Below are 23,677 nucleotides of genomic sequence, written 5' to 3' on the forward strand. Positions count from 1 at the left end.
GAATGAAGACTAAATATACCAAAGCCGGGAAAATAGCACATTTTTCCACATTTATAAAAAGGATTCTTTGTGTTTTTGTGGTCCTTATTATGCTTGCGTGCTCAATCTGCGGTTGTACCGGAGAGGAGAGCGGCGGCAGTACTCAGAAGAAAAAAGAGGACAAAAAAATTCAGATAGGAATGACCTTTGATTCCTTTGTAATTGAGAGATGGCAGAGAGACCGTGACGTATTTGTTTCCATGGCCAAGGAGCTCGGAGCTGAGGTTAATATCCAGAATGCCAACGGAGATATCTCGGAACAGAAAAAGCAGATTGAGTATTTTATTAAAAAGGGAATGGACGTAATCGTTATCGTCAGCATAGATTCTATGGCTTTGAAGGCCAATATTCAGAAGGCCAAGGATGCGGGAATAAAGGTTATAGCATACGACAGACTGATAAGTGATTCCAATGTTGACTTCTATATTTCCTTCGATAATGAAAAGGTCGGAGAAATGATGGGACAGGCTCTTGTGGACAACGGCCTTGAAAACGGAAAAGTCATAATGGTATGCGGTCCCCACAGTGATAACAATGTACCCATGGTCGGCAAAGGTTTCAAGGATGTGATGAAGGAGCATGGGAATGAGATCATTGATACCTTCTATGCAGATGGCTGGAAAGCAGAGCTTGCAAGTGACTACATGGACAAGAACATGTCCAGTGTAATTGACTGTGATGCAATAATGTGCGGTAACGATGATATTGCAAGCCGAGTGGTTACGGCACTTTCTGAGAAGAGGCTCGCAGGTAAAAAGCTTGTGGTAGGTCAGGATGCGGATCTTGAGGCATGCCAGAGAATAGTTGAAGGTACGCAGCTAATGACAGTGTACAAGCCCATTGAGAAGCTGGCACAGGCTGCCGCTGAGATTGCTGTAAAGATGGCAAAGGGTGAGGAAATCACTGCTGCAGGTGGAAGGACTAGCACAATTTCGGACGGAACCTATGAAATTCCCTGTCTTAAGATAGAACCGGTGAGTGTTACAGCAGAAAATATGGACGAAGTTATCATAAAAAGTGGATTCCATCTCAAGGAGGATGTGTACTTAAACGTTCACGATAAAACCGAAGAAGACTAGGTTTTATGCGAGTTTTGATGCATTGTAAAGTTGACGATTAATCGTTGATAATAGCATATTTTTAAAAACATTAACCCGAATAGCAAAAAAATGCTATTCGGGTATTTTTATGCGAAATTAATTTTCAAAAATTTGAAGAACATCGTAAATTATTCCTAATATTTCTGTGTTAAAGTATAACTCGTAAACGACGGGACACAAATCCCGCATGATTATTTCTCAATAGGGAGGGAAACACAAATGAAGAGAAAACTTGTTAGTACTTTTCTTTCAGTAGCAATGGCTGCATCACTTCTTGTAGGATGCGGCGGCGGAAGCACAGCTCCGGCATCATCTGACACTCAGACAGAGACAGCTACAGAAACAGAGACAGCAACAGAAACAACTACAGAGACAGCTACAGAGGCTGAATCAACAGAAGAGGCAACAGAGGCTGCTGATACAACATCTGCAGGCGGCGGTAAGGTTGGTGTTGCAATGCCTACTAAGGACCTTCAGAGATGGAACCAGGATGGTTCAAACATGGAAGCACAGCTCAAGGACGCTGGCTATGAAGTAGATCTTCAGTATGCATCAAACGATATCGCAACTCAGGTTTCTCAGATCGAGAACATGATCAGCTCTGGTGCACAGGTTCTGGTTATCGCATCTATCGATGGTGATTCACTTGGAACAGTTCTTGCACAGGCTAAGGAAGCAAACATTCCTGTTATCGCATATGACCGTCTTATCATGAACTCAGACGCTGTTACCTATTATGCAACATTCGATAACTACATGGTTGGTACAAAGCAGGGTGAGTACATCAGAGATCAGCTTGATCTTGAGAACGCTGATGGTCCTTTCAACATTGAGATCTTCACAGGAGATCCCGGTGACAACAACGCTAGATTCTTCTACGGCGGTGCTATGGACGTTCTTAGACCTTTCATCGACGAGGGCAAGCTTGTAGTTAAGTCCGGTCAGGTTGAGTTCGACGAAGTTGCTACAGCTAACTGGGCAACAGAGACAGCACAGTCCAGAATGGATGCTATCATCTCTGCTAACTATGCAGATGGCACAAAGCTTGACGCAGTTCTTTGCTCTAACGATTCAACAGCTCTCGGTGCTACAAACTCACTCGAGGCTAACTACACAGGCGATTGGCCGATCATCACTGGTCAGGACTGTGACGTTGCAAACGTTAAGAACATGATCGCTGGTAAGCAGTCAATGTCTATCTTCAAGGATACTCGTGACCTCGCAGCTAAGACAGTTGAGATGGTTGACGCTATCATGAAGGGCACAGACGCTCCTGTAAACGATACAACTACATATGACAACGGCACAGGCGTTATTCCTTCATACCTTTGCGAGCCCGTATTTGCAGACGTTAACAACTATAAAGAGCTTCTTATCGACTCTGGTTACTACACAGAGGCAGATCTTCAGTAATTCAAATTGAATTATCTTCTTGGGCGGGTCTTCTAAGACCCGTCCAAATTTTAAGTAATCACATAGCTACAACAACTTTTTAAATGGAATTAGGGTGTTTTAAATCAATGGAAAATATAATTTGGAAAAGGAGGGGTTAACTTGGCGAAGATATTACTTGAAATGAAAAATATCACCAAAACCTTCCCCGGTGTGAAAGCCCTGGACAATGTTAATCTCCAGGTTGAAGAAGGCGAAATTCACGCACTGGTAGGTGAAAATGGAGCAGGAAAATCTACACTTATGAATGTTCTTAGTGGCATCTATCCGTATGGTACCTACGAGGGCGATATTATATATGACGGAAATGTTTGCCAGTTTGGTGACATTAAGGACAGTGAAGGAAAAGGAATAGTTATTATCCATCAGGAACTTGCACTTATTCCTTATATGACAATTGCCGAGAATATGTTCCTTGGAAACGAGAGAGGAACCAAGTTTAAGATTAACTGGCATGAGACCAGCGATCTTGCACGCAAATATCTTGACATTGTCGGACTTAAAGACAGTGAACAGACACAGATTAAGGATATTGGTGTTGGTAAACAGCAGCTTGTTGAGATTGCGAAAGCTCTTTCAAAGAACGCAAGACTTCTTATTCTCGATGAGCCTACATCATCACTTAACGAGACAGACTCCAAGGCTCTGCTTGATCTTATGCTCAAGCTTAAAAAGGAGCAGGGACTTACATCAATCATCATTTCTCACAAACTTAATGAGGTTTCATACGTTGCAGATAAGATCACTGTTATTCGTGACGGTTCTACAATCGAGACTCTGACAAAGGGTGTTGATGACTTCTCAGAAGACAGAATCATTAAGGGCATGGTTGGTCGTGAGCTTTCAGACCGATTCCCGAAGAGAGAACATCATGTCGGCGATGAGATAATGATGGAAGTTAAGAATTGGAATGTTTACCATCCTTTATATAGTGACAGAAAAGTCGTTAAAGACGTTAATATTCACGTTAAAAAGGGTGAAGTACTCGGCATCTCAGGACTTATGGGTGCAGGTCGTACCGAGCTCGCCATGAGTGTGTTTGGAAAGAGCTATGGAGAAAACATCTCCGGACAGCTTTTCATAAAGGGACAGGAAGTCCACTTAAATACAGTACAGGATGCAATCAAACACAAGCTTGCATATGTTACTGAGGACAGAAAGGGTAACGGACTTATCCTTTCAAATCCCATCAAGATCAATACAACACTTGCAAATCTTGATGCGGTAAGTACCAGAACAGTTATTGATAAAGATAAAGAATACGCAGTAGCAGTAGACTACAAGGAGAAGCTTAAGACTAAGGCTCCTTCAGTAGAACAGAACGTAGGAAACCTCTCCGGTGGTAACCAGCAGAAGGTACTTCTTGCAAAGTGGATGTTCGCAGATCCTGATATTCTTATACTTGATGAGCCTACAAGAGGTATCGATGTAGGTGCTAAATACGAAATCTACTGCATCATCAACCAGCTGGTAGCTGAGGGCAAATCAGTAATAATGATTTCTTCAGAGCTTCCTGAAATCCTTGGTATGTGTGACAGAATCTATGTCATGAACGAAGGTAGAATGGTAGGAGAGCTCGATGGAAAAGATGCTACTCAGGAAAAGATTATGACTTATATCTTACAGTCATCCGGAAATAAGGAGGTTAATAATGAATAAGGACCAGGTTCTTGGCTTTTTAAAGAAAAATACTATGATTATCGTTCTCCTCGTAGTACTTGCATTCTTCTCTTGGAGAACAGGCGGAGCAATTCTCCTGCCCATGAACGTTTCTAACTTGATTTCTCAGAACGCTTACGTGTTCGTGCTTGCAACAGGTATGTTGCTTTGTATCTTGACCGGTGGTAACATCGATCTTTCAGTTGGATCAGTTGTCTGCTTCGTAGGTGCTGTTGGTGCAACACTTATGGTTAACCTTAAGGTTCCTACACCTTTAGCAATTGTTTGCATGATCCTTCTTGGTACAGCAATCGGTGCTTTCCAGGGCTTCTGGATCGCATTTGTAAGAATTCCTCCTTTCATCGTAACACTTGCAGGAATGCTTGTTTTCAGAGGACTTTCAAACGTAGTACTTAACGGACTTACAGTTTCCATCAAGGATAAGACAACTTTCGTAAACCTCTTCGGTGGCGGAGCTGACTGCTATATCCACGATATCTTCGGAAACGGAACACTCAACCTTACATGTCTCTTTGGTGGACTTGTAGCTACAGCAGTTTTCATCGTTCTTCAGATTTCATCTCGTACTCAGAGAGCTAAGAAGAACTATGAGGTAGAGAATTTCGGAACATTTATTGTTAAGCTTGTTGCTATCTCAGCTGTAATCGTTATCTTCGCTTACAAGCTTGCACAGCACAAGGGTATTCCTACAGTTCTTATCTGGGTTCTTATCGTAGTACTTGTTTATGGTTACATCACAAACAATACAACAGTTGGACGTTATTTCTATGCAGTAGGTGGTAACGAGAAGGCTACAAAGCTCTCCGGTATCAATACAAACAAGGTTTACTTCCTTGCTTATACAAACATGGGATTCCTTGCAGCACTTGCAGGAATGATCACAATCGCAAGACTTACATCAGCTCAGCCTACATATGGTCAGAACTATGAGATGGATGCTATCGGTTCCTGCTTCATCGGTGGAGCATCAGCTTACGGTGGAATCGGTACAGTTCCCGGAGTTATTGTCGGTGCGGTTCTTATGGGTGTTATCAACCTTGGTATGTCACTTATGGGTGTTGATGCCAACATGCAGAAGGTGGTTAAGGGTGTCGTTCTTCTTGCAGCCGTTATCTTCGACGTAGTTTCAAAGCGCGGCGGTAAGATGATCGTAAAGAACTGATCTTTTTCGAAATTAGTGAAATGAATATAAAGCCTTCCCCCTGGGGCGCAAATCGTCCGGGGGACGATTGCTCTGCGCCGACCGAAGCGGAGCGAAGACAAGGTGTCAGCGAAGCTGACAGATGAGGGTAATCATCTAAGAGGCATAGTGGATCGTAAAGCGTTCCCTACGCCTCTTCTTTTATATAAATTTAACGATTTACAATATATTAATGTGGTAAAATATTCGTAACTACGAGAATAGGAGGTATCCTGATGAATCCGGCCAATAGCACCTACGAGAAATTCAAGATCATAGCTGAGTCAGTTGAAAATCCGTGTGCTGTCATTTCCATAGAGAAAAAGGAAGACGGAACTATCGGTGAATTAAGGATTTTTGCTGCTAATGATAAATTCAGTATGACGGGCGAAAATGTAGAGGGTGAAGTGTATACCAAATACTTACCGAAGGAGCCTGAATTTGAGAATATGTGCTATAGAGCGGCCTTTGGGGGAGAGAAATTCCACACCTACGTTGATTCCAGAAAAATGCTGGGATCCTGGGTTGATAATCTGATCCTGCCGCTTAAGTCCGAAGAAGGTGGAAATATCGGATATTGCCAGTACATCTATGAATTGACAAAAGATATGGATGCCGGAAAATTTTCTACTATCTCTCCGAAGGTAGCTGGTTTTGTTATTAAAAGCTGTTTAGAGCTCCGTGCTGACAATGATTTCAAGACAAACTTAGATCAGGTTATGGCTGATATCAGAGTGTTCACAGGGGCCGCAACTACATGTGTGCTTTCGCTCAATAGAGAGAAGAAAAAGGCAGAAATTCTAAGTCAGTCTACAGAAGAAGGGCTGTTTTTAGTTGAAAATACCTTCATGAAGATTCCTTATGCTATTGCGGAAAAGTGGGAAGATCTTGTAGGTGAAAGCGATTGCTTCATAATGAGAAGCAAGGCAGAGTTAGAGAGAATAGAAGAGGTCATTCCTGATTGGGCTGACAAATTAAAGATGGATAGTGTGCAGAGCCTTTGTCTGGTTCCGCTTTCACAGAGAAGAGATATAACAGGGTATATTCTGCTTACTAATTTCGATGTGGATAATGCCAGCATGATAAAGGATACACTTGTAATTCTGTCTGTTTTCCTATCTTCTGAGATAGCAAACAGCCAGTTTTTGAAGCGCCTTGAGTGGCTGACCAGTGTCGATATGCTGACAGGAGTTAGAAACAGAGCCACAATGAACAGAGTGGTTGATGAGTTTGCAGAGCTTCTTAAGTGGAAAAAAACACCATTTGGTGTTGCTTTCTGCATGATGAACGGACTTAAATTTTTAAATGATAAAAATGGACATGATGCAGGTAATCAGTGTCTTGAAAAAGCCGGAAAGATTCTGAGGGATGTATTTGACGAGTCTGAGGTTTTCAGGTCCAGCGGCGAGGAATTCTCCATTGTATGCCAAAACATCGATGAGGATGAGTTTAACGAGAAGATTGAGAAGCTCAGAGAATTGGGAAGTGACCCTGATGGTGTCTATTTTGCCATAGGATATGAGTATGACAAGAAGGAAGGCAATCTCAGGGCTGCTCTTCGTGTTGCCAATAAGATGATGCAGAGTGAGAACGAAACTTTCTATGAAAAATATCCCGAAAAGAGATGCTAAGCTAGAAAAAATGGAAACTTATTATCGGAATTTCTGATAGAATGTATTGGATTACTTAATTTTTTATTGCAGGAGGATACAATATTATGAAAAAAAAGCTGATTAGCCTTTTGGTGGTAACAGCAATGGTTGTGACCATGCTTTCGGGCTGTTCGGGATCACAAGCGAATACAGCTGATAATACAGGATCCGATAGTTCCGCATCGGAAACTGTTTCTAAAACAGGGAATAAAGATGCAAGTACCAATGTGCTAAGTCTTCTGGATAAAAAGGTAGGAGTTTGCATTTATCAGTTTGAAGATGACTTTATGACCCTTTTCAGGAATGAACTTAAGAACTATCTGGTTGCGCAGGGCTTTTCTGCAGATAATATTTCAATAGCTGACGGTAAGGGCAGCCAGGATATACAGACAAGTCAGATAAAGGATTTTATTGATAGTGGAGTTGATGTCCTGATCATCAATCCGGTTAATGCTTCATCTGCATCGGAAATCACTGATCTTGCCATGGAAGCCAATATACCGCTCGTTTATATAAACCGCGAGCCCGACAATGCTGAGGAGCAGAGATGGACAGATAATGACTGGAATGTGTGCTATGTTGGCTGTGATGCACGTCAGTCCGGAACATATCAGGGAGAGATCATTTCAGATCTCGGAATGGGTGCCGTTGACCTTAATAAAAATGGAAAAGTTGAATATATCATGGTTCAGGGTGATCCTGAAAACATAGATGCGCAATATCGCACGGATTTTTCAATAAAGGCTATTGAGGATGCCGGAATGGAAACTAAGTGTGTTGCAAGCGATGTAGGAAACTGGGAAAAGGAGCAGGCTAAGACAATTGTTGCCGATGCACTTGCAGCTCACCCTGAGACGGAAGTTGTATTCTGCAATAATGATGCAATGGCTCTCGGAGCACTTGAGTCCATTGAGTCAGCAGGTAGAACAGTTGGAACTGATATTTACCTTGTGGGTGTGGATGCACTTATTGAGGCTCTTGAAGATGTCATAGATGGCAAGATGACAGGAACTGTTTTCAATGATCATTTTTCTCAGGCCCATAGTGCTGCTGATGCGGCAATCAATTATGTGAAGGGTCAGAGCAATGACCACTATATCGGATGTGATTATGTAAAGATTACTGTGGACAACGCTCAGGAAATCCTCGATGCCGTAAAATAATAAGAATGCGGAGTTGAAGGGCTGGTGTTCCAGCCCTTTTTAAATAAGAATTTTGAGGAGAGCTATAAATGGGGACAAGCATAATCATTGAAGATGATTTTGATTTAAAGAAGATTCAGATAAGCGGGCAGTGCTTCAGGGTTAAGGAGTGCGAACCGAATGTATTTAGATTTATAACCGGTGAAAATGTTGTTTATATAAGAAGAGCCAAAGAGAGTGCAGAAGGCGATGGCTCAGCTTCAGCAGATGAGACGTCAAAACGCTTTGAAATCTCATGCTCTGAGGATATATGGAAGAAGGTCTGGGAACCGTATTTTGATATGGGGAGAAACTATGCTGATATCTGCAGAAGAGAGTGCGGAAAGCATGATTTTACAGATAGGGCAATAGAATGTGGCCGTGGACTGAGAATCCTGAAGCAGGATAAGTGGGAGATGCTTATATCCTTCATTATTTCTCAGAGAAAGAGTATTCCTGCAATTTCCAGTGCTGTTGAGGCCGTATCAAGAAAGTTTGGAACGCGCCTTTATGCGGATGGTTTTACGAAAGATTTGGATGAAGAGTTGTACGCTTTTCCTACTGCGGAGCAGATGGCAAGTGCAACGCTTGATGATCTTAAGGAGTGCGGGCTTGGATATCGGGCGCCATATGTTCTGGATGCAATTAGAAAAGTCCTTGGTGGTGAGCTCGATCTTGACGGAATAGAAGCACTTGATGATGAAGCGCTCTTTGAGAAGCTTATGGAAGTCCATGGCGTGGGAATGAAGGTTTCCAATTGTGTGTGTCTTTTTGCATATGCAAGAATGGGAAGAGCACCTGTGGATGTCTGGATCGCGCGCGCCATTGATGACGAGTTTGGCGGAGTCAATCCTTTCCCTGAATATGGGGGAAATGCGGGGATTATCCAGCAATATATTTTCTACTACATGAAGAATCGATGAATTCTTGCTGTGGCAATAGTGATTACTTTGCCCGGTGTTGGTCTAATATTAGTAGTTCTGGCAGTTAGGAGCGTTACTATGTGGGATACAGTCAAGCAACAATTGAGAAGAGAAATAGCTGTATTTTTGATAAGTTTATTTACAAGTATTTTGCTATTTCCCTCCATGGCTCATGCGGGTCATGTCGTTGATATTGAATCGCCTGACGGCCCAAGGGGCTATGGCGTTTATATTGGTGCAAATGCAGCGCAGCTTCATAAAAAGCTCGATAAGGATACCGACATCGGACTTGCGATTATTGATGCTCAGTATGTAACTGCGCAGGATATCGGGGCGCTTAAGAGTAATGGCAGAAGGATTTACACGTATCTTAATGTCGGATCCTTAGAGGAGTTCAGGGATTATTATGATACATATTCCGCGCTGACATTAAATGCTTATGAAAACTGGCCGGGAGAATACTGGATAGACGTATCAGAAGAGCCGTGGCAGGATTTTATATGTGATACTGTTGCCAGGGACTGTGTTGCCAAGGGAGTTGATGGATTTTTCATAGATAATTGCGATGTGTATTATCTATATCAGCATTCCTGGATTTATAAGGGACTCGTCAAGATTATTACAAGGCTCCGGGATTCCTACAATCTGCCAATCATAGTAAACGGCGGAGACATGTTTGTGACACAGCTCATGGATGAAGGAAAACAGGGTCTGATCACAGGAATCAATCAGGAGTCGGTTTTTAGCAGTATTTTGGATTATGATAAGGGCATATTCGGAGAACAACCAGCCCTGGATAGAGAGTATTTTGTCGAATATCTGAAAAGAGCAAAGAAACAGGGACTCATCGTGTATATGCTTGAGTATACTCGGGATATGAGACTGGTTGAAAAGATCAGCGATTTTTGCATACAGAATGGCTATAAATGCTATGTTACGGATTCACTAAGGCTTGATGGGAATGTGGAAGTGCCGGAGGAGAGTGGCACGGACGAGGATGAGGAAAGTTAAGTGTTATGGGAAGATGTGTTGTTGTTGGGGGATCTTATATAGGAAATTATGAATTTGTCCGCGAGCACCTAAGGGATGATGATTTCGTCATCTACTGTGACTGCGGACTTTCTCACATGGATGGGCTTGGCGCAGAGCCTTCTCTGATTGTTGGGGACTTCGATTCCCATGAGAATCCCGGTCTTAATATTGAGACAATTGTATTACCGACAGTGAAGGATGACACCGACACGGTTTATGCTGTGAAAGAAGCCGTAAAACGTGGCTTTACTGATTTTGTGCTTGTAGGAGCTTTAGGGAAAAGATTTGACCATTCCCTTGGGAATCTTTCTATTTTACTTATGCTTGATTCCATGGGGCTCTCCGGAGTAATCGTTGATGACTATTCAGAGATAAGGGTTGTATCCGGGGAAGTCGGAAAATCTTCTGAAGAAGGAAGCCCTGATACCTACGGCGGTTTTTCGGAGGAGGAGCCGGGTGTCCTTAGTGTGTCTGATGCCTGCAAATATTTCTCTGTGCTGGCAGCAGGAGGCGACGCCCATGGAGTAACTATAAGGAATGCGAAATATAATATTGAGAATGCTGATATTAAATCGGATTTTCCCCTTGGTGTATCCAATGAGGTTCCCGCAGGCAGCATAGCTGAAGTCAGTGTTAAGCAGGGACGGTTGTTTGTTATTGAAGTGTTTTCAGAGTGAATGATTACTTATTTACAGAACTGATATATAGAGGCTTTTGGGAAAAATGTAGGACAGAGAATTGGAGGAGACAGTATGGTATTTAGGGAGAAGGATGGAGCACTAATTGCAAAAAGACAGGGAGAAACTCTGCAAATTGAGCCCTGGGGTAAGAATTCCCTGAGAGTCAGAAGTACCATGTATCCGGATTTTACCGGGAGGGACTGGGCACTGACAGAGTCTGTATCAGGAAATGAGGCTAAGGTTACTATCACAGAGAGAGCTGATGGCCCCTTTGCTAAGATTTCAAATGGCAAAATAGAGGCAACTGTGAATTTTGCCGGCGTTATCACTTTTTATAAAAAGGACAACAGCGGTCCTGATGATTTCATTCTTCGCGAGTATTTCCGCTGCTACGGTGGAACTGAGTCGAAAGAATCAAGATGCCTTAAATACATTAATCGTGATTATAAGCCCCATGTTGGTGGCGATTATCGCATAATTCAGAAATTCGAGAGCAATGACGGCGAGAAAATCTTTGGCATGGGTCAGTACCAGCAGCCTTACACAGATCTGAAGGGCTGCATTCTGGATCTCGAGCAGAGGAATTCTCAGGTTTCTGTTCCGTTTGCGCTTTCAAGCCTTGGGTATGGATTTTTGTGGAATAATCCGGCAGTTGGAAGAGTAACCTTTGGAAATAACTACACAGAATGGGTTACAGAAGCTTCAAAGGAACTCGATTACTGGATTACAGTGGATGATACACCAAGACAGATAATTGAAAATTATACAGGGGTAACAGGTCGTGCACCACAGATGCCTGATGAGCTTTTGGGTCTTTGGCAGTGTAAGCTTCGTTACCGCACACAGGAAGAGGTTCTTACGGTAGCCCGCACCTGTAAGGAAAAAGGAGTGCCGATCGACTGTATTGTAATCGACTTTTTCCATTGGACAGTTCAGGGAGACTGGAAGTTTGACGAGACCTATTGGCCGGATCCCAAGGCCATGGTGGATGAACTCCACAGCATGGGCATAAAGGTTATGGTTTCAGTATGGCCTTCAGTTGATAAGAGAAGTGAGCATTTTTACGACATGCTTGAGAGAGGCCTTCTTGTGAAAAATGAGAGAGGCGGTCTTCAGAACTACGATTATCAGGGCGACTGCACTGTTTTTGATGCAACCAATCCCGAAGCAAGAGATTATGTGTGGGAGATTTGCAAAAAGAACTACTATGATCTGGGAATTGATATGTTCTGGCTTGATAACTCCGAGCCTGATCTTGTTAAGTATGATTTCGATTCACTTAGATACTACATGGGACCTGCACTGGAGGTAAGTAATATTTATCCTCAGTGCTACAGTAGAGTTTTCTATGACAATATGAAAAAAGTACAGGATAAGCCTGTAGTTAATCTTCTTCGCTCTGCATGGGTAGGAAGCCAGAAGTACGGAAATGTAGTCTGGTCAGGTGATGTTCCAAGCACATTTGAGGCGTTGAGAGACCAGCTGGCAGCAGGACTTAATATGGGCCTTGCCGGAATTTCCTGGTGGACAACGGATATCGGCGGATTTATGACTGACGATGTAAATGATCCTGATTTCAGACAGCTCCTAATCAGATGGTATGAGTTTGCGGTATTTTCACCAATCCTCAGAATTCACGGAGACAGAGGACCTTACGACATTCCGCCGCTTGATAACAGAGATTTTGGAGGCGGTTATCTCCACACAGGTCAGGACAACGAGCTTTGGAGCTATGGCGAGGACAACTTCAAGATTATGAAGGATCAGCTTAAGCTGAGACATGACCTTAAACCATATATCAAATCACTTTTCGAGGAGACAAGCAAAAACGGAGCACCCATCATAAGAACATTGTTCTACGAGTTCCCGGAGGATAAAAAGTGCTGGGAAGTATATGATGAGTACATGTTCGGAAGTGAGTATCTTGTTGCTCCGATCCTTGAGCTTAATCAGTATGAGAGAGAAGTATATCTCCCGGAAGGAAAATGGGAAGATATAAGAGATGGCAAGATATACGACGGCGGACAGACAATCAAGGCAGCAGCGCCTATTGAGTCTATTCCGGTATATAGATTATTAAAATAAATAGAAAAATTTCTCTAACCTCATTTGGAGTAGATTATTCTAAAGCCTTCCCCCCTGGGGGACGTTGTAAGCTGGTTAAGTGAAATTAAATACAGAGTTTTGACATATTCTCTAAGAAAAAAAAGAGAATTGATATATTCTTTTTGCCTTCCCCCTGTGGGGGAAGGTGTCAGCGAAGCTGACGGATGAGGGGTCAGAAAGGAGACACCATGCGCGACAAAAAACAACTACTCATAGATTGCATGAACAGAGCAATAGAATCAAAGGAACTGGCAGGCTTAAACGTCCTTGTTCTTAAAGACGGCAAGGAGGAATTTTACGCAGATGCGGGATATGCAAATATTGAGCAGAAAAAGCCATTTAAAAGAGATACCATAATAAGACTTTACTCTCAAAGTAAGCCAATAACAGCAGCGGCAGCAATGCTCCTTATTCAGGACGGAATAATTGAGCCATATGAGCCTGTCGGAAACTATATAGAAAGCTTTAAGAAGCAGTACACAATTGAGAATGGGTTAAGGCATCCCGTAAGGGAGGATCATCCGATGTTTATCAAGGATCTTTTGGATATGACATCCGGTCTTACATACCCGGCAGATGATACGGTAGCGCAGGTATGCACAGGGGCGCTGTACAATGAACTCATAGAGAGATTATCCACAGATGACATGATGAGCACCATGGAATTTGCTGAGCGCCTGGGAACATTCCCGTTGAATTTCCAGCCGGGTGATCATTTCCAATATGGAACAAGTGCAGATGTGCTTGGAGCTGTCATCGAGAAGGCTTCCGGTATGAAATTCGGAGAATTTTTAAAGAAGAGAATCTTTGAGCCTCTAAACATGAAGGACACGGATTTTTATGTGCCGGAGGAAAAAATGGACAGATATGCAACTGCCTATGATCTGGGCAGTGGTGAAGCCGTTCCCTATAGTGGAAACAACCTGGGAATTCGTGACGATGGAAAGAAAAATGCGTTTGAGTCAGGTGGTGCAGGCATTTTCTCAACGATTGATGACTATGCTAACTTTGCAAGAATGCTTATGAACGGAGGAACTTTTGAAGGAAAAGAAATTCTTACAGAGAGAACCGTTCGTTTCATGACAGAATCAAAGCTTCAGGAGGGCCCGCAGAAGGATATGACTAATGGATGGCCTGCACTTGGTGGCTTTTCATATGGGAATCTCATGCGTATCATGAAGGATCCTGAGAAAGCGGGACTCATCGCAGGTGAAGGTGAATACGGTTGGGATGGCTGGCTTGGGCCTTACTTTTGTAATGACCCTGAGAGCAGAACGACCTTCCTGATGCTCACTCAGAGAGTCGACTACGCTACAGGAATAACAACCAGAAAGCTGAGAAATATTGTATTCGCTTAATCGTTTGCATAACTGTTTTTTAATAGTAATTTAACGAATGCTTCAGTGGCTGTGTGCTAAGATGAGAATGGATTAACATGTAATCCCACATACTGTCAACTGATTCGTGATTATTAATCAGGAAGGGCTGAAGATGGAAGGAAGCATTCAAACATTAAAATACCGTGCAGAGGAAATACTTGAAGCACTTACATTGGAAGAAAAAATAGGAATGATTCACGGAAACGAACTTTTCAAGACGAAGGGTGTGGAGAGACTTGGAATTCCACCTCTCGTCATGTCTGACGGCCCCATGGGGGTTAGGGCAGAGTATGAAAAGGATGAGTGGATTCCTATTGGAAATACCGATGATTATGTGACATATCTGCCGTGCAACAGTGCGGTTGCGGCTACCTGGAACAGGAATCTGGCGGGAAGAACAGGAAGCGTTCTGGGACAGGAAGCCAGAGGTCGTGGCAAGGATATTATTCTTGCTCCCGGTATGAACCTTAAGAGATCGCCTCTGTGTGGTAGAAACTTTGAGTATTTCAGTGAGGATCCCTACCTTACATCTGAGCTTGCCACAGAGTATATTAAAGGTGTCCAGAGCTGGGATGTTTCCGCATGTCCTAAGCATTTTGCCTTGAATCACCAGGAAACTGCGAGACTTGAGGTTGACGAAGATATTGATGATGATGTTCTTGAGGATCTTTATCTGCAGGTTTTCAAGGATGTTATAGATCAGGCAGATCCATACAGTATTATGATCGCATATAACAAGATTCGCGGAGAATACTGCTGTGAGAGTAAATTCCTTTTAAACGAGATACTAAGAGAAAAGTGGGGTTATGAGGGATTTGCAGTATCTGACTGGGGTGCAATCCACGATACCGGAAAAGGCGCCGAGGCTGATATTGACTGCGAAATGTCAGTGACAGGAGATTTTGATCATTATAAATTCGCGAAGCCTTTATTAAAAATGGTGAAAAACGGAGAGATTGATGAGGAAATTATTAATCAGAAGGTCATAAGGATTCTAATCCTGATGCTGCGACTTAATATGCTTGATGAAGATGTGATGATCAGAAAGGATGCATCTTACAATTCCTTTGCCGCAAGGCAGGATTGTCTGGATATCGCAAGAGGAAGCGTTGTTTTACTGAAAAATGAGGATGGGCTGCTTCCGATAATAAGGCCGCAGATCAAGAATAAGAAGATACTTGTGATAGGTGAAAATGCTAACAGGACACATTCAAATGGCGGAGGAAGTGCAGAAATCAAGGCGCTTTATGAGATAACACCTCTCATGGGATTAAAGTCGAGAATTGGCGGCGCTGCAAAGGTTGATTATCTTAGAGGCTATGCAAGTACGCCAATGCTTGATTGCACGTACGAGGGTACAAATTGGCAGGCCACCAGCCTCGATGGCTACGACTCAGATAAATCCGCAGAGGATGATGATATTGATTCAAAGAGTGTGCATGAAATCTTTGAGGAAGTGGGAGCAATGGGGACTGACAGCCTTGGACTTGATAATTGTCTTTTGGCTAAGGCAGATGAGGAAGCCCTCGAAAAACTGCGGAAAAAGCTTAGAGCAGAGGCTATTGAAGCCTGCAAGGATTATGATTATGTTATTTTTGTAGGTGGTCTCAATCATGACATCGACCGCGAGGGATTTGACAGAGAGAATTTGAATCTTCCTTATGATCAGAATGAACTTCTTGTGGAACTTTTGAAGGAACGTCCGGACACAATTGTCACCATGATCGGAGGCAGTGTCGTTGACATGACAAAGTGGCTGGATGACTGCAAGGCACTGGTGTGGATGTATTATAATGGCATGGAGGGCGGAAACGCACTTGCTGAGGTTATCCTTGGCGATATCAATCCATGCGGTCATCTGCCGGAGACCTTCTATAAATCGGCAGCAGATTGCTCGGCTAATAGCATTGGAGACTTTGGAGGAACTGATATCGTTCATTATAAAGAGCGCTTTGACATCGGATACCGCCATATCTACAAAGGAAATATTTCGGTCCAGTTTCCATTTGGTTATGGACTTACATATTCGAATTTTGAGATTTCTAACCTGTCCTTTAATACCGGCAGACATGCGGCAAAGGGCACACTGACAAACAAATCCGATCAGGATGGTGCCGAGATCATACAGGTTTATCGTCTGCCTGACGAGATACACGATTATCTTGAGCTTGTGGGCTTTGAAAAGATATATCTTCGCGCAAATTCTGAGATAGAATTTGAAGTAAACGTGCGGGACAGAGTCGGCATGGGAAGATACGCTATAGGATTTAACAGCGCAGAGCTTATGGATATATTTTGATTTATGGGTTTGAGCGGATAGCTGTTGTTAAGTGTTTTTGAGGAAACTTTTGAAAAAAGAAACTTATAAGCCTTCCCCTTGGGGGCGCACAACGTCCGGGGGACGTTGGTTTTGCGCCGACCGGAGCGGAGCGAAGACAAGGTGGCACGAAGTGCCGGATGAGGGGGAAACATGCTAACGATAAAGTGTGACCTACACACGCACACATTATTTTCAGCTCACGCATACTCGACCATAGAAGAGAATGTGCGTGAAGCTGAGTCCCTGGGATTAGAGCTTCTGGCCAGTACCGATCATTTTAGTTCAATGGTCGTTGCTGAAGATGAGGATCTCAGGTCATATCAGTTTTTCACTAATCAGAACTGTTGGAGAAGACTATGGCACAACGTTAAGCTTCTTCGTGGCTGTGAGGTGGATATTGTGAATCCTGAAGGATACCTCTTTGGAATGGGACTTCCGATAAAAAAATCAATTGTAGGGGATCCGTATAAGGATGACAAAGATTTATTTCAGAGAACAACTGAGCGACTTGATTTTATAATAGCAAGTGTCCATGGGAAGTGGGGGCTTCAGGGCATTACCAGTAATCAGGCGACACAGATGTATATAACAGTTTTGGAGGATCCGCGAATCCTGATGCTTGGGCATATCGGAAGAGCCGGTATTCCTTTTGAAACCGATGAGGTTCTGAACAGGGCAAAAGAGCTTCATAAGCCAATTGAAATAAATGAGCATAGCGTCATTTGGAGCGGCGATATCGCTTCAAGATGCAAAGAGATTGCTGTAAGATGCGCGGAGCTTGGGGTAAGTATCTGCGTCAATACCGATGCCCACATTGCAACTGATATCGGTAGATTTCCTACGGCAATAGCAATGCTTGAGGAAATTCATTTTCCACAGGAGCTTATCATGAACCGCGACAGCGAGAGCTTCCTCTCTCAGTACTACGCGGCCGGCTTCCCGGAAATCGATTTTTCCGAGCAGGGTTAAAGCAGACATTTGGGGCCAGGCATATAAATTATTATGTGCCTGGAAAACAATTACAGTGGCCAGGCATAAAGATATAATATATATGCCTTCCCCCACTGGGGGAAGGTGGCTGCGAAGCAGCCGGATGAGGGCAACGTATGAAAATAGTTTTAGAGAATCTCACTAAGAAATTCCCAAACAGAAACAAAAAAATAAAGGGTGACGTCATCGCCGTGAACAGCTTTGATCACGAAATACCGGACGGGAAGCTCATTGGGCTCCTCGGTCCTTCCGGCTGCGGAAAAAGTACAGTTCTTAATCTTATCAGCGGCCTTGAGAAACCAACTTCCGGCAGGATATATTTCGGAGATGATGACGTGACTGAACTGCCACCTGAAAATCGCGGAGTGGGGCTTGTTTTTCAGAATTATGCGCTGTATCCCCATCTGAATGTAAGGGATAACATCAGATTTCCACTTGAGAATCTAAGAGGTAAGGATAAGCTTACCAAGGAGCAGATGAATGCCAAGGTGCTGCAGGCTGCGAAGCTTGTGCAGATTGAGCAGCTTATGGATAGAAAACCTGCTGAGATGTCCGGCGGACAACAGCAGAGAGTTGCGATTGCCAGAGCACTTGTAAAACAGCCCAGAGTTCTGCTTTTGGATGAGCCGTTATCAAATCTTGACGCCAGACTTCGTCTCCAGACAAGAGAGGAGTTAAAGCGCATCCAGATAGAGACCGGAATAACCACGATTTTTGTAACCCATGATCAGGAAGAGGCTATGAGTATCTGCGATGCCATAGTTGTAATGAAGGATGGCAGGATAATGCAGTATGGCTCACCTCAGGATGTCTATGACTATCCTGACAACCTGTTTGTTGCAAAGTTCCTTGGTTCACCTCAGATCAATGTTTTTAGAGGCGAGATCAGAGGCAGCTCACTTTTCATTGGAAACGATTATATTATGGATATGAATGAACTCTGCGGAAAGGCCGGCAGGGACTGTGCAAAGGGTAAATTGTCAGAAGCAACTCAAAATCCCGGTGGCACAGAGACAAGGCAGGTATATGTCGGAATAAGACCGGAGGGCTTTGAGGCGCTGTCAGATGCAGAGACTATAACTGATAACAGCGGGGACCAAAACGGAAACGCTACCTCTAAGGCCGGGAATGGCTTCGGAGTTCTTAAATGCGAGTTTAGAAAAATGGAAGTTATGGGACGTGATACAAGTATTATCTGCTATCACGAAGCTTTTGACGGAACCGTGATAAGGGCGATTATCCCTTCTGATACGAGGCCGCAATTTGTTGGTGGTGAAGTGTGCTTTAGGTTAAAGCCATCAAAGGTTCATATTTTTGATGCTGAGACGGAGGAGGTAATAAGATAACCTCATATGACTAATAAGAAACAGATTCTAACTGCCTGGCTATGCCTTTTGCCGGCAATCATATTTTTAGGTGCATTCCTTGTCTATCCGATGATAGATGTATTTGTGTACTCCTTTGAGGAAGGCTATAACTTTGCATCCCAGAATTATTTTGGGATTGGTATTTATAATTACTCTTATGTTTTGCACGACCCATATTTTATTCAGGCGCTTAAGAACACTTTCCTTATTGTGCTTATTACAGTGCCGCTATCTACAGGGATAGCATTGATTATTTCCATAGCTTTAAGCTCGATTGGGAAGCTCAGAGAGCTTTTTCAGACAATCTATTTCCTGCCCTATGTGACCAATACACTGGCCGTAGGACTGGTTTTCATGATCCTGTTCCAAAAAACGGCCTACACGGACGGAATGGTAAACGCACTTATAAATGTCTTTGGCGGAGAGAGCATCGACTTTATCGATGGACCTTATGCGGCAAAAATGTTTGTAATGTGCTTTTACACTATCTGGGTAGTATTACCGTTTAAGATACTGATTCTCACCAGCAATCTGGCATCGGTGGATCCGATTTATTACAAGGCAGCTCAGATAGATGCTACTCCAAAGTGGAGGATCTTTTTCAAGATTACGCTTCCAATGATTTCCCCTATGATTTTTTATCTTGTAATCACCGGATTCATTGGCGCGTTTAAAGCATACAGCGATGAGGTTGCACTTTTCGGAACTGACCTTAACGCCGCGGGAATGAATACAATTGTTGGTTATATCTATGACATGCTTTACGGTAACAGCGGAGGCTATCCTTCCTACGCATCGGCAGCAGCCATTATCCTGTTTGCAATTGTGTTCACGATAACTGTAATTAATCTTCTTGTGAGTGAGAAGACAGTATATTATCAGTAAACATTTGATTTATCTATTTGCAAAAAATATGCCTTCCTTTTGGAAGGATGAAGAAATAATTATTTATGCCTTCCCCCTCTGGGGGAAGGTGGCTGCGCAGCAGCCGGATGAGGGCCACATGCAAGACAACATAGACTACGAAAAAATCGAAGCCCGCGATAGGGCAGGAAAAATAACCCAGGGAATCGTAAAATATACATTCCTCACATTCTGGGCATTAATAGTTCTGTTCCCTTTTTACTGGATGATTCTCACATCCTTTAAAAGCTACAGTTCCTACAATAGTGAGTATGTGCCGAGACTTATCATAACTTCACCCACTATTCAGAACTATGTGAGTGCATTTACGGAAGTGACACTGGGAAGATATCTGATAAACACAGCGATTTTCACAATCATCACAACAGCCATTATGCTGGTTATTGTGGTTTTGTCGGCATTTGCATTTTCAAGACTTGAATTCCCGGGGAAAAATCTCGTATTTGCTCTCTTTTTATCGCTGATGATGATTCCCAATGAGCTTGTTATCATAACTAATTATGTTACGATCACAGACCTTAATATGCGCAATTCCTATCAGGGTCTGGTACTTCCGTCCGTAATCTCGGTTTTCTACATTTATCTGCTAAAAGAGAACTTTGAGCAGATTCCCGATGAGCTGTATAAGGCAGCAAAGGTTGACGGCACAAGTGACATGAGATTTTTATGGCGTGTCATGATTCCAATCTCTAAGCCAACTATTATCACCATTACCATCTTGAAGGTAATTGAGTGCTGGAATTCCTATGTGTGGCCTCGTCTTATCACCGATGATTCCAACTATTTCCTCGTTTCCAACGGTATTCAGGAGATACGTGAAAACGGTTTTGGACGCGAAAATATACCCGCCATGATGGCAGCAGTGGTTGCGATTTCAGTGCCGCTGATGATACTCTTCCTAGTTTTCAGAAAGAAGATTATGGCCGGAGTTGCAAGAGGAGGTACGAAGGGATGATGCCGAATTTGCTAAGCGGGGTATTCAGGAAAAAAGTCGCAAAAACACTCTTTTCATTTGGAATGGCTGCTACGATGATTGCCGGATCGCTTTCTCTTACAGCCTGCCATGGCAGTAAGGAGGAAAGAGGTTTTGATATTCCGGAAGCTTTTGATGAGAGTAAAAAGATAGAGCTTACATTCTGGGCTAAGAACGACACAAATAAGACCCAGACCAAGATTTATGAAAGAGCCATAAGCGATTTTGAGAAGCTTTACCCTAATATAGATGTCACGATCCGTCTGTACACGGACTATGGAAAAATCTACAACGATGTAATAACCAATATCTCCACGAATACAACGCCAAATGTCTGCATTACGTATCCTGATCATATTGCTACATATATGATGGGCGCCGATACTGTGGTACCGCTTGATGATCTTTTCGCAGATGAAAAGTATGGTCTTGGAGGAAGCGAGCTGAAATTTGATGGCCCCACAAAGGAAGAGATAGTTCCTGAGTTTTTGTTTGAATGTATGATTGGTCAGAATCATTATGCCGTTCCATATATGCGCTCCACTGAGGCATGTTACGTGAATAAGGATTATGTGGAAAAGCTTGGCTTCGAGATGCCTGAGGTGCTTACATGGGATTTTGTATGGGAGGTTTCTGAGGCAGCACTTGAAAAAAATGAAGACGGAACCTTCAAGCTGAATGGGCAGAAGGTGCTGATACCTTTTATTTACAAGTCCACAGATAACATGATGATCCAGATGCTTAAGCAGCAGGGTAAGGAGTATTCCAATTCAAACGGTGATATAGGCCTATTTAGCGATGATACTAAAGAAAACCTCAAGAACATAGCACAGCATGCGAAAACCGGTGCTTTTTCCACCTTTAAGATATCCGGTTATCCCGCAAATTTCCTGAATGCGGGTCAATGCATTTTCGCTGTGGATTCGACAGCTGGTTCCACATGGATGGGAACCAATGCACCGCTTTGTGATATTGCGCAAGACAAGATAGTTGATTTTGAGACAGTGGTTTATCCGGTGCCACAGGTTGTGCCAAAGGAAGCACCTGTTACAGACGGCAGACCAAGATATGCCATGATATCTCAGGGTCCCTCGATTTGTATTTTCAACAAGTCTGATCCGCAGGTAGTGCTTGCTTCCTGGCTTTTTGCGCAGTATATGCTCACAAATGATGTTCAGATGGCTTATGCGCAGACAGAAGGTTATGTTCCTGTAACCACCAAGGCTCAGAAGTCTGACGAATATGTGGATTACTTAAGCAGAGCGGGAGAGGACAACAGCGCACACTATGATGTAAAAATCGCTGCGACAAAGCTTCTTCTTGATAACCAGAGATATACATTTGTAACCAGTGTATTCAATGGCTCCACGTCTCTTAGGGATGCAGCGGGCTCGCTGATTGAGAATGTCACCAAGGCTGTGCGCAGAAAGAAGAATGTGGATGATGAATATATAGATAAGCTTTATGATGATACACGAAGCCTTTATCATCTGGATTCTACAGGAGCAGTCACAGCAGGAAAAGCCGAGCTTGGACCGCTTCCGGAAATATCCAAATGGCTTATAAGAATTTTAGTCGGAGTTTGGATCATTATCGCTGTATATTATTTTTCATTCAGGAAAAATGAAGCAGATAAATAAGAAAATAGTTTTTTTCAAAATAATGGTGTATAATAATCCGCGATAATGTTAACGGCAGTACGCCAAAAGCTGATATGGAATTATTGTAAATTCAGCTGGATTGGTCATCTGCCTTTACAGGAGGAAAAAATTATGAAAAATAAGACTATCGCTACATTGTTAGCAGTTGCATTCGCAGTTAGCATGATCGGATGCGGCAACGCAAAGACAGAGGCTCCCGCTGAGGCACCTGCAACAGCTGAGAGCACAGAGGAAGCTGCAGAGGCAGTTGAAGAAACTACTGAAGAAGCAGCTGAGGAGACAACTGAGGAAGAAACAGCAGAGGAAGAGACAGCAGAGGAGACTACAGAAGAAGAGACAGCAGAGGAAGAGACTGCTGAAGAGAGCGATGCTGCTGCAGGCGAGGTTATGACACACGACGATTTCATCGCAGCTGAGCTTGAGTCAGAGGTTACTGTTGAGACTTATGTACAGGCTAAGCAGGGCTGGTGGGAGAACGACGGCGTAGGCGTTGCTACTTTCTATACACAGGCTGAGGACGGTGCATATTTCCTTTACAACATGCCTTGCTCTGAGGAGGATTACGAGAAGCTTACTCAGGGAACAAAGATTAAGGTAACAGGCTTTAAGTCTGAGTGGTCCGGTGAGGTTGAGATTGTTGATGCTACATACGAGATCGAGGATGGAAACTATGTTGCTGAAGCAACAGACATCACAGCTGATCTTGCAAGCGATTCTGTAATTGATCATCAGAACGAGTTTGTAGCTTTCACAGATATGACTGTTGAGCCCAGCACAGATGCTGAAGGAAACGAAGTAGCTTTCCTTTACAACTATGATGGTTCAGGTTCACAGGGTGATGACCTTTACTTCAATGTTTCTGCTGATGGCAAGACTTATACATTTACTGTTGAGTCTTATCTCTGCGACAAGGATTCAGATGTTTATAAGGCTGTTGAGGCTCTGAACGTTGGCGACAAGGTAGATATGGAAGGCTTCCTTTACTGGTATGAGGGCGTTAACCCCCACATCACAAAGGTTACTGTTAAGTAATCATTC

18 protein-coding genes are annotated in these 23,677 nt (G+C 43.2%); all 18 read left to right on the top strand.

Annotation, left to right across the window (positions count from 1 at the left end; all coding sequences use genetic code 11):
* Positions 1-2 precede the first annotated feature (2 nt).
* The 18 genes from G586_RS0109495 (at position 3) to G586_RS0109580 (ending at position 23,671) form a co-directional block, all read left to right on the top strand.
* A complete protein-coding gene (locus G586_RS0109495) occupies positions 3-1,118 on the top strand; it encodes a sugar ABC transporter substrate-binding protein (RefSeq protein WP_026527579.1) in 1,116 nt (371 codons plus the stop codon).
* Positions 1,119-1,358: 240 nt separating this feature from the next.
* Positions 1,359-2,552, top strand: coding sequence for a multiple monosaccharide ABC transporter substrate-binding protein (gene chvE, locus G586_RS0109500; protein WP_026527580.1), 1,194 nt, complete (start codon positions 1,359-1,361; stop codon positions 2,550-2,552).
* Positions 2,553-2,693: 141 nt separating this feature from the next.
* Complete coding sequence (mmsA, locus tag G586_RS0109505) at positions 2,694-4,250, top strand: multiple monosaccharide ABC transporter ATP-binding protein (protein WP_026527581.1); 1,557 nt, start codon at positions 2,694-2,696, stop codon at positions 4,248-4,250.
* Positions 4,240-5,433, top strand: coding sequence for a multiple monosaccharide ABC transporter permease (gene mmsB, locus G586_RS0109510; protein WP_035772921.1), 1,194 nt, complete (start codon positions 4,240-4,242; stop codon positions 5,431-5,433). The genes mmsA and mmsB overlap by 11 nt, the downstream gene beginning before the upstream one ends.
* 254 nt (positions 5,434-5,687) lie before the next feature.
* Complete coding sequence (locus tag G586_RS0109515; RefSeq protein WP_026527583.1) at positions 5,688-7,082, top strand: GGDEF domain-containing protein; 1,395 nt, start codon at positions 5,688-5,690, stop codon at positions 7,080-7,082.
* An 86-nt stretch (positions 7,083-7,168) separates the two neighbouring features.
* Positions 7,169-8,266 (top strand): substrate-binding domain-containing protein, encoded by a 1,098-nt coding sequence (locus G586_RS0109520; protein ID WP_026527584.1) that lies wholly within the window; start codon positions 7,169-7,171, stop codon positions 8,264-8,266.
* Between the two features lie 68 nt (positions 8,267-8,334).
* Positions 8,335-9,207: a DNA-3-methyladenine glycosylase 2 gene (locus tag G586_RS0109525; RefSeq protein WP_026527585.1), complete on the top strand. Its 873-nt coding sequence runs from the start codon at positions 8,335-8,337 to the stop codon at positions 9,205-9,207.
* A gap of 78 nt (positions 9,208-9,285) precedes the next feature.
* On the top strand, positions 9,286-10,218 hold the full coding sequence (locus G586_RS22395) for an endo alpha-1,4 polygalactosaminidase (RefSeq protein WP_051204685.1): 933 nt from the start codon (positions 9,286-9,288) through the stop codon (positions 10,216-10,218).
* Between the two features lie 5 nt (positions 10,219-10,223).
* Positions 10,224-10,916, top strand: a complete 693-nt coding sequence (locus G586_RS0109535) for a thiamine diphosphokinase (protein WP_026527586.1) — start codon at positions 10,224-10,226, stop codon at positions 10,914-10,916.
* A 75-nt stretch (positions 10,917-10,991) separates the two neighbouring features.
* Complete coding sequence (locus G586_RS0109540; RefSeq protein WP_026527587.1) at positions 10,992-13,004, top strand: glycoside hydrolase family 31 protein; 2,013 nt, start codon at positions 10,992-10,994, stop codon at positions 13,002-13,004.
* 209 nt (positions 13,005-13,213) lie between these two features.
* Positions 13,214-14,383 carry a serine hydrolase domain-containing protein gene (locus G586_RS0109545; RefSeq protein WP_026527588.1) on the top strand — a complete coding sequence of 390 codons (1,170 nt, stop codon included), beginning with the start codon at positions 13,214-13,216 and terminating at the stop codon, positions 14,381-14,383.
* A 133-nt stretch (positions 14,384-14,516) separates the two neighbouring features.
* The gene (locus G586_RS22400; RefSeq protein ID WP_051204686.1) at positions 14,517-16,703 is read left to right on the top strand and encodes a beta-glucosidase; all 2,187 of its coding nucleotides are present in this window, start codon (positions 14,517-14,519) and stop codon (positions 16,701-16,703) included.
* Between the two features lie 171 nt (positions 16,704-16,874).
* Positions 16,875-17,693: a PHP domain-containing protein gene (locus G586_RS0109555; RefSeq protein WP_026527589.1), complete on the top strand. Its 819-nt coding sequence runs from the start codon at positions 16,875-16,877 to the stop codon at positions 17,691-17,693.
* 137 nt (positions 17,694-17,830) lie between these two features.
* Positions 17,831-19,060, top strand: coding sequence for an ABC transporter ATP-binding protein (locus G586_RS0109560; RefSeq protein WP_026527590.1), 1,230 nt, complete (start codon positions 17,831-17,833; stop codon positions 19,058-19,060).
* Between the two features lie 6 nt (positions 19,061-19,066).
* Positions 19,067-19,966 (top strand): carbohydrate ABC transporter permease, encoded by a 900-nt coding sequence (locus G586_RS0109565; RefSeq protein ID WP_026527591.1) that lies wholly within the window; start codon positions 19,067-19,069, stop codon positions 19,964-19,966.
* A 118-nt stretch (positions 19,967-20,084) separates the two neighbouring features.
* On the top strand, positions 20,085-20,960 hold the full coding sequence (locus G586_RS0109570) for a carbohydrate ABC transporter permease (RefSeq protein ID WP_026527592.1): 876 nt from the start codon (positions 20,085-20,087) through the stop codon (positions 20,958-20,960).
* Positions 20,957-22,618 carry an ABC transporter substrate-binding protein gene (locus tag G586_RS0109575; RefSeq protein WP_330363259.1) on the top strand — a complete coding sequence of 554 codons (1,662 nt, stop codon included), beginning with the start codon at positions 20,957-20,959 and terminating at the stop codon, positions 22,616-22,618. Before G586_RS0109570 ends, G586_RS0109575 begins: the two co-directional genes overlap by 4 nt.
* A 132-nt stretch (positions 22,619-22,750) precedes the next feature.
* Positions 22,751-23,671, top strand: coding sequence for a hypothetical protein (locus G586_RS0109580; RefSeq protein ID WP_035772924.1), 921 nt, complete (start codon positions 22,751-22,753; stop codon positions 23,669-23,671).
* The last annotated feature ends 6 nt before the right edge of the window (positions 23,672-23,677 follow it).

The sequence above is a fragment of the Butyrivibrio sp. VCD2006 genome (assembly GCF_000423925.1).
Classification (GTDB): Bacteria; Bacillota; Clostridia; order Lachnospirales; family Lachnospiraceae; genus Butyrivibrio.